Annotated in this window: 6 protein-coding genes; 4 read left to right on the top strand and 2 right to left on the bottom strand. The window is 63.3% G+C overall.

The genetic code is table 11. The features are described 5' to 3' along the window. Positions 1-620 precede the first annotated feature (620 nt). Together FJ222_02390 and FJ222_02385 are read left to right on the top strand one after the other, a co-directional pair. Positions 621-1,289: a metalloregulator ArsR/SmtB family transcription factor gene (locus FJ222_02390; GenBank protein ID MBM4163279.1), complete on the top strand. Its 669-nt coding sequence runs from the start codon at positions 621-623 to the stop codon at positions 1,287-1,289. Between the two features lie 60 nt (positions 1,290-1,349). Beyond that, entirely contained in the window at positions 1,350-2,342 is a 993-nt protein-coding gene (locus FJ222_02385; protein MBM4163278.1) for a tetratricopeptide repeat protein, read from the top strand. Between the two features lie 3 nt (positions 2,343-2,345). On the opposite strand, the gene FJ222_02380 is transcribed toward FJ222_02385, so the two are convergent. Both FJ222_02380 and speA read right to left on the bottom strand, forming a co-directional pair. Beyond that, positions 2,346-3,686, bottom strand: a complete 1,341-nt coding sequence (locus tag FJ222_02380) for a CCA tRNA nucleotidyltransferase (GenBank protein ID MBM4163277.1) — start codon at positions 3,684-3,686, stop codon at positions 2,346-2,348. Between the two features lie 110 nt (positions 3,687-3,796). After that, positions 3,797-5,722, bottom strand: a complete 1,926-nt coding sequence (gene speA / locus FJ222_02375; GenBank protein ID MBM4163276.1) for a biosynthetic arginine decarboxylase — start codon at positions 5,720-5,722, stop codon at positions 3,797-3,799. A 196-nt stretch (positions 5,723-5,918) separates the two neighbouring features. Here speA and FJ222_02370 point away from each other — a divergent pair, with 196 nt between their 5' ends. Next, entirely contained in the window at positions 5,919-6,314 is a 396-nt protein-coding gene (locus FJ222_02370) for a Neelaredoxin (GenBank protein MBM4163275.1), read from the top strand. Continuing rightward, positions 6,311-7,960: an alpha/beta fold hydrolase gene (locus FJ222_02365; protein ID MBM4163274.1), complete on the top strand. Its 1,650-nt coding sequence runs from the start codon at positions 6,311-6,313 to the stop codon at positions 7,958-7,960. Before FJ222_02370 ends, FJ222_02365 begins: the two co-directional genes overlap by 4 nt. The last annotated feature ends 114 nt before the right edge of the window (positions 7,961-8,074 follow it).

The following is an 8,074-nucleotide window of genomic DNA, read 5'->3' as shown; positions in this document are numbered from 1 at the left end:
TAATCGTAATCGTAATCATAATCGTAATCTTGCTTTGCTCCTGCATGTGATCATAAAATGTCACCCATGAATACGGGTTTTGATCATGAGAAGCTGACTGAGGCGCTTGCAAAACCTCCTTCGTCGGTTCTGCAAGCGCCGTATTCAGAAGCCAGAATTCAGTATTCAGAATTGGAACCCTCTCACGGGCAAAGTGTTCTCCTATTCTGACTCCTGTATTCTGACTCCTGACTTCTCTCTTTCAAACACCCCGAAGGGGTTTTGCAAGAGCCTCGACTGTTTATCAGGAGTCGGTCAGTCAAGAAGCTGCTTGCGCAGGCTGAACCGGGAAAAGAGATCCTCGTTCGAATTGTCTCCATGCTGGTCGGATTGATCCGTAGCACATCCCCTGATCGTGTGCATGAGCCGGGAGCCGTCTACGAGCCGGATCGGCAAAGGGCGGGGGATTAAGATTAAGATTACGATTACGATTACGATTAGGAATTAACGACCTCATCAGAACTGCCATGCGCCCCTGAAAGCTGAAAACGGAAAGCTGAAATTTTAAGGGCCGATTTTGAAGGGCCTCGGCGCGCTTGACGGCTGCGGCGATAATCTGATATAGTTCGTTATGTGACGAAATGAGTAGGGGTGTCATGCGCCATGAATCTATGCGGTCGACGTTGCGAATCACGAAGGCGCTGTCCGATATTCAGCGCGTGCGCATCCTGATGATGCTGCGGACCGGCGAACTGTGCGTCTGCCAGATCATCGCGGTGCTGGGGCTGGCGCCGTCCACAGTTTCCAAGCATTTGTCCATCCTGAGCGCGGCGGGGCTTGTGGACTCACGCAAGGACGGACGGTGGGCGTACTTCCGGTTGCCGCAGGGCGCGGCGCTCAAGGCTGTGAAACCGGTGTTGAAATGGCTCAGGGAGGCGCTTAAGGGCGACGATTCGGTTGTTAAGGATGCCAGAGATCTTGAGGCGGCTTTGATGTGTCCCCCGAAAAGTCTGAGCGAGCGCCAAAGGAAACGGTCCCGCCAGCCAGTAGCCAGTGTTGCACTGGCTACTGGCTGGCGGGCGGGACAGAAGCTCTGCCTGCCGCATGATGTCGCGGCGCCGGGCGGCATGATCGGCGCGTCCAATTTTTTTGAGCTCTCGGTGGCGGTGGCGATCTCGCTCTTCGGCGCTTCGTCGCCGGTCGTGCTGGCCACGATCGTCGGTGTGCTTGTCGAAGTCCCCGTCATGCTGCACCTGGTAAAGATTGCGAATCGGACTACCCGATGGTTTCCCGCAGCGCGGTCAATGTAACAGAGAGAAGTCAGAACACAAAAAGTGCTACTGGGGAGGCTCGGAAAAGGAGTTCTGTAGATGAAATCCATCTGTCCGATTTGTGGAATCCGCAAAGCCAAGCGCCCATGCAACCGGCGGGACATGGCGGAGATCTGCCCGCTCTGTTGCGCCGGACAACGTGACGAAGCATGCGGCGACTGCGCGCATCGCATCACGGCTCAGCGGTACGATGCCGCACGCCATGCGCGCGCAACCCTGCCGGACGGCCATTTCATCGCCGAGATTAACCCTGAGGTCGAGCGCGCCGTCAACGATGCGGCTCAACTGGCCCAGCGGGGAAAGCACGACCAGGCGCGGGCGGCGATGGAACGGCTGCTCCGCGAGCATCCCGCGAACCATACCGTTCATTTCGGCATGGGGATTCTGCATGCCATCCGGGGCGAGCACCAGGAGTCCATCACGTGGTTCGATAGGGCCACGGCTATCTTTCCGTATTTTACCGAGGCCCATTTTAACAAGGCCGTCGCCTGCCAGAAGGAGTTGGATATAGCCGGCGCGATCCGGGGTTATCGCAAGGTTGTGGAGGTGAGCGATCCAAAGGAGCCGGAGGTGGCTCAGGCGAAGCGGTTTCTGGCGGATGTCGCTGCCGCCATCTTCAAGCAGAACAGAACCGATCTGGACACCTATCTGGAATCGCAGGAGGCTTTCGACCGCGCGTATGCGCTGATGGAACAGGGCAAGTGGGACCAGGCGCTGGCTGGTTTCCGCACGTCGGCCGCCATGAATGACCGAAACGCGCCGACGCATGGCAACCTGGGGCTATGCCTGGCCAAGCTGGGTCGCCGGGCCGATGCGCTGACAGAACTGGACCGCGCGCTCGAGATCGATTCGCAGTACGAACCGGCCAGGCAAAACCGAGTGGCCGTGGAACGGATGCAAGAGGGCGCGCCGCTGGACATCGCAAGATTCAAGCGTGTTGAGTTCGGCAAGGAACAGGTCTTGCGCGATCTGGAAGGCCGTTCATGGCTCCGCCGCCTAACCGCGATGTTCCGGAAGAACCAGTCTCCATGACCCTCAGGGGGCGGGCGCCGATGCCAGAAGTGATTCGCGGTCGGGATAGGCGCCCTCGAGTTGGGCGTCGTAGAGGCGTTCGAGCAGCCTGCCGAGTTCCGGCCCGGGGCGGTGGCCGCGGGCGATCAAGTCGCGACCGCGAATCCACGGCTCGGGGAGGACCGGTTCGTTGACGAAGGCGTCGCGGCAGGCGCGGGCGTGCTCATAGGTCGTCAGATCGCCGGTGCTGCAGGTCAGATCGAGGCGGTGCAGTTCGAGCAGCAGGTCAAAGCCGGGCGAACCGATCAGGCGCCGCCGGGTGGCGGGGCGCATGGCGTCGAAATCCACGAAGGCCATGTGGCGGCGGACCGCGCCGGAGACGGCCGCGACGCGCGAGGCCGGCTGGCGCAGCCGCGCGAGGATCTCGGCGGCCACGCCGGCGCCGTGCGGCGCGTGGCAGGGGAAGCGGTGGCGCAGGGCGCCGTCCGTCGCCGGATCGGGGCGGCTCTCGCGGGTGGGCGGCTTGCCCACATCGTGGAGCAGAACCGCCCAGGCCAGATCGGCATCCCGCGGCGCGGGGAGGGCGTCGATCATCAGGCAGGTGTGCGTCCAGACGTCTCCCTCGGGATGGAATTGCGGCGGTTGCGGGCAGCCGTGCGTGGCGGCGACCTCGGGGAGCACGACGTCGAGGAGTCCGGTCTCTCGCAGCAGATCGAGCGCCCGTGACGGCCGGGGGGCCTCGCACAGGATGCGGGTGAGTTCGGTCCCCGTCCGTTCGCCGCTGACCGACGCGAGCAGCGGGGCGCAGGCGCGGATGGCGGCGGCGGTGGCCGGTTCGATGGCAAAGTCGAGGACGGCGGCGAAGCGGACGGCGCGCAGCAGCCGGAGGTGGTCCTCGCGGAAGCGCGCGGCCGGATCGCCGATGGCGCGGATCACGCGCGCGGCAAGGTCGGCGCGGCCGTTGACGAAGTCCGAGACCGTCCCGTCGGCGGGATCGTAGAAGAGGCCGTTGATCGTGAAATCGCGGCGCGAGGCGTCTTCGGCGGCGGAGGTGAAGCGGACCGCGTCGGGGCGGCGGCCGTCGGCATAGGCGCCGTCGGCGCGGAAGGTGGCGACCTCGAAGGGGGCTTCGTCGGTGATCACGACGATCACGCCGAACGATTTGCCCACGGCCACCGTTTTGGGGAAGAGTGACTCGACCGCCTCGGGCGGCGCGCGCGTGGCGATGTCGATATCCTTGATCGGCCGGCCGAGCAGCGCGTCGCGCACGCAGCCGCCTGCGAACACGGTCTGCCAGCCCGCCTCGCGGAGGCGCGCGGCGACGGCGGCGGCGGCGCGGTAGAGCGGGGAAGAGAGGTCAAACATGGTGCACCCTTAATCGTGCAGGTGATGGTTGCGCATCACAACCTGTGCGTGACTCGCCAGAACGCTTCCCTTCGCCTTCACCAGCAGGTTTAAAAACGCAGTCCCCGCCATCAGCTTTCGAAGTAGGTGTAGCCGCGGAGCGAGTTTTCGTAGGCGGTGAGGATGGTGCGGCGGTCGGCGGGCGAGATTTTCTTCTGCTTGACCGCATCCTCGGCCAGGGCGCGGAATTGCTCCATCAGCGTGCCGGGGTTGTATTCGACGTAGGAGAGGACATCACCGACGGAATCGCCGCGAAGCTCCTGGGTGTATTCGATCTCGCCGTCCTCGTCGACGCGGATGGAGACGACGTTGGTGTCGCCAAAGAGGTTGTGGAGGTCGCCGAGGGTCTCTTGATACGCCCCGACGAGGAAGATGCCCAGAAGGTACTCCTCGCCGCGGGCGACGGCGTGGAGGGGGAGGGCGGATTTGACGTCGTGCGGGTCGATAAAGGCGTCGATTTTGCCGTCGCAGTCGCAGGTGATGTCGGAGATGAATCCGAGGCGTGTGGGTTTCTCGCGCAGGCGATGGATCGGCATGATGGGGAAGAGTTGATCCACGGCCCAGGCGTCGGGCACCGACTGGAACACGGAAAAGTTGCAGTAATAGATGTCGGCCAGCGCCGCCTCGAGACCGCGCAATTCCTGCGGCACAGACTTCATCTTCCGCACTTCCGCCGCGATGCGCGTGAGGATGTGCCAGAAGATCTGGTCGGCGAGGGCGCGGGTGCGCAGGGAGATGTCGCCGTGCTGGAAGGCCGAGTGAATCTCGTCACGATAGAAGACGGCGTCGTGGAAGTACTCCTGCAGGTTCTTGGCGCGAAGCGAGCGGGCGACCTCGAGGAGGTTGGCCAAGGGTTCGGGTATCACCTCGGGAAGGGTCTGGGGCAGTTCGGGAACTTCGAATCGGGCGGTGTCGATCACATTGATCAACAGGACGGAGTAATAGCCGACCAGCGCGCGCCCCGATTCGGAGATCAGGGTGGGGTGGGGGATGCTGGCCTCGTTGCAGGCGTGCATCGCCCCCTCGACCACATCGGCGCAATATTCCTGGATGTCGTAATTGGCCGATGAGGGGAAGTTGGTGTGCGAGCCGTCGTAGTCGATCGCCAGGCCGCCGCCGATGTCGAGGATGCCCATCCGGGCACCCTCGGCAACCAGTCCGACGTAGAACCGGGCAGCCTCGGCGATGGAGGCTCGGATGTCGCGGATGTTGGGCACCTGTGAGCCGAGATGGTAATGGAGCATTTCGAGGCAGTCGAGCATGTCGTGGCTGCGGAGGGCGTCGACCACCTCGATCACCTGGGAGGGACTCAGGCCGAAGACCGAGCGGTCGCCACCCGACTCGGCCCACTTGCCGCCGACGCGGGCCGAAAGCTTGACGCGTACGCCGATGCGGGGGCGGACTTCGAGTGCGGCGGCTCGTTCGCGGATCAGGTCCAACTCGCCGGGGGTTTCGAGGACAAGGATCGTCTGGAGCCCCATCTTGAGCGAGGAAAGGGCCAGGTCAATGAATTCGGTGTCCTTGTACCCGTTGCAGATGATATAGGCCTCGGGGTCGCGCATGAAGGCCAGCGCGGCGCACAACTCGGCCTTCGATCCCGCCTCGAGGCCGTGATGCCAAGGGCGTCCGAAGGTTGTCACGTCCGAGACGGCCTGCTGCTGCTGGTTGACCTTGATCGGATAGACGCCGCGGTAACAGCCCTTGTAGCCGTAGTCGGCGATGGCTTTGGCAAACGACTCGTTCAGGATGCGGATGCGGTCTCCCAGCAGGTCGGAAAAGCGGAGCAGCAAGGGGCAGGTGAGGCCGCGCTCCGTGAGCCCTTGCACGACGTCATAGAGCTTGACCGATACCTCGCCGGAGGAGTTCCGTAGACGAACGGCGGCAAAGCCGTCGGGCGTGACACTGAAATAGCCATTGCCCCAGGCTGCCACCGAATACAATTCGGCGCTCCGGACACTGTTCCACCCCTCAAGCGCGTCGGCTACATTCGTTGACATAGTATGGTTAAGTCTCCTCTGGGATTCGCGGGTGAGAAACATGCCATCATATGGGCAAAAAAACAATCACAAAATATAACGGACTTTCACCCTTTCACGCGCGATTCCGTCGTGTTATACTTCACGCGTCGGTTGTCGTCAGCGTTGCGAGTTGGTTTTGTGGCGCGGGGCAACCGGAAAAAAGGGAGAAATCCACATGAACAAGCTGGGCGAACTGGTCAAGACGGCCGATTGGAAGAGCGAGAAGCACGTTCCGGTGATTGACGCCCCCGCAACGGTGAAAGCGGGCGAACTGTTCAATGTCTCCGTGGTGGTGGGTAAGGAAATCGCGCACCCCAACACGACGGAGCATCATATCGCGTGGATCGCGCTCCATTTCATCCCCGACGGCGCCAAGGTGTCGTATGAGATCGGGCGGTTTGAATTCAGCGCGCATGGGCAGTCGGCTGCCGGCCCCAATCTGGGACCGATCCATACCGACGGCAGCGTCGTCGCGCGGGTCAAGATCACCGTGTCCGGCACGCTCTGCACCACCGCCTACTGCAATATCCACGGGCTGTGGGAGTCGGACAAGGCCATCGTCGTCCAATGACCGGCAGCCTCAGGACTGCGGCCCGCTCAGGCGAGAACCGTTTCCGCGCCGCCCTCGCGGCGGCGCGCCTGGGCGTGCTGTTGCTGGGGGCCTTGCCGCTCCGAGCCGATTCAGACTGGCGCGCATGGGAGGTGGCGCGAGTCCGCCTCCATGTTGCCCGGATCGAGCTGCTGGAGCGCATCGACCGCAACGCCTACCCCTACCTCTACCGCGACTTGTCGGACGCGAGCGCCCGGGAAAATGCCGCCATCAGCGACGCGCTCCGCAATCTGGCCGGGAACGCCGCTCCCGCGCCGCTCCCGGGTGTCCGGATCGATGCCTATGTCAGTCCGGTTGACGATTCGGCCCAGCCGTTCGTTCGCTACCTGCCCCCGGGCTGGACGTCGGGGAAGGCCGCGCCGCTGCTGGTCTATCTGCACGGCTATTCCCCGGATTATGACCGTTTCAACCTTCCCTTTTTCCCCGAAGACCTGACCCCTGTCGCGGATCGGACCGGCGCCTGCATCGTGGCCCCCTTCGGGCGGGGAAACACCGATTTTCAGGGGATCGGCGAGCAGGATGTGCTCCGGGTGATGGACGAGATGCAGGCGCGTTATGGCACCGATCCCCGTCGCGTCGTCCTGGTCGGCTATTCGATGGGCGGATTGGGCGCGTGGTGCATCGCCGCCCGCCATCCCGAACGGTTCAATGCGGTGATGGTGCTCGCCGGTCGCGGTGATTTCTACGTCTGGCACAACCTGCAGCCCGACGATCTGCCGCCCTGGCAGCGCCGGCTGGTCGATGCCCAGTTCGCCTCCGCATGGGTGCATCGGTTGAAAACAACGCCCATTCTCGCGGTTCATGGCCAGAATGACAGCTTGGTCAGCTGGGTCCAGGGCCGGGCGATCTTTGACACGGTCGCGCCGCACAACCCCAATGCCCGCTTTATTGCCGATCCAGTGGGTGACCATGGCGCGCCGCTGGAGATGCTGACAAACGCCGTCGGCACCGCCTGGCTGGAGGGCAACCTCACGGTCACCAACGCCTGCGGCTCGGTGTCTGGCGTGCGCACGGGCGAAACGGGCAGCCGTTTGCAGAACGCATTGCAGCAACCCTTTGTCCTGGTCGGCGGAACCGATAGCCTGAGCGATGTTGAGGCGCAGCGCCGCCTGGATGCATGCGCCGATGAATGGCTGCGTTTCGCCCATGGCAAACCCCGCGCCGTCTTGGAACCGCTCCTGATCGCCCGGGAGGCAGACGCGCTGAATCTCTTTGTCTTGGGCGAGCCCGAGTCGAGTCCGTTGATCCGCCGCATCTTCGAGCGGAACGGTGTTTCCTGCACAGCCGAAACCTTCCGCATCGGCGGGCGCGTCTTTCCCCGCGCGGGCCAGGGTCTCTGGTTTACCGCCGCAAGCCCGTTCAACACCAACCGCACGGCGGTGGTACAGTGCGGCATTCCGTGGGGCGCGGCCCTCCCCGACAACCATCGCTATGACCGGATCCCCGATGTGATGGTCTATACCCCCGAAGCGGACTTTTATGGCGCCAATCTGGCGGTCGCCGCAGGCTTTGTCGGCGCGGATGGCGCCATCGCATGGTCCGAGCCCCCCACAACCCCTGCGATCAAACCGAAGCCTGTGCGGCTCGATTGTGACGAGACGGAGTGAACCTGAATGCGCCCCGGCATGCAACACCATCGGCGCACCACAGCCGGGGCCTTTGCACGGCCATTTCACCGGTGGCATGATTTCTGCTAGCCTTAGTGCGGGTACAACTTTTAG

This window comes from Lentisphaerota bacterium (assembly GCA_016873675.1).
GTDB lineage: Bacteria > Verrucomicrobiota > Kiritimatiellia > RFP12 > JAAYNR01 > VGWG01.
This window is presented reverse-complemented; position numbering and strand designations above follow the sequence as displayed.

Excerpts from the sequence above, each read along its gene's own strand:
- FJ222_02390 (MBM4163279.1), top strand. The coding sequence starts at position 621 with ATGAGTAGGGGTGTCATGCGCCATGAATCTATGCGGTCGACGTTGCGA.
- FJ222_02385 (MBM4163278.1), top strand. The coding sequence starts at position 1,350 with ATGAAATCCATCTGTCCGATTTGTGGAATCCGCAAAGCCAAGCGCCCA.
- FJ222_02380 (MBM4163277.1), bottom strand. The coding sequence starts at position 3,686 with ATGTTTGACCTCTCTTCCCCGCTCTACCGCGCCGCCGCCGCCGTCGCC.
- speA (MBM4163276.1), bottom strand. The coding sequence starts at position 5,722 with ATGTCAACGAATGTAGCCGACGCGCTTGAGGGGTGGAACAGTGTCCGG.
- FJ222_02370 (MBM4163275.1), top strand. The coding sequence starts at position 5,919 with ATGAACAAGCTGGGCGAACTGGTCAAGACGGCCGATTGGAAGAGCGAG.
- FJ222_02365 (MBM4163274.1), top strand. The coding sequence starts at position 6,311 with ATGACCGGCAGCCTCAGGACTGCGGCCCGCTCAGGCGAGAACCGTTTC.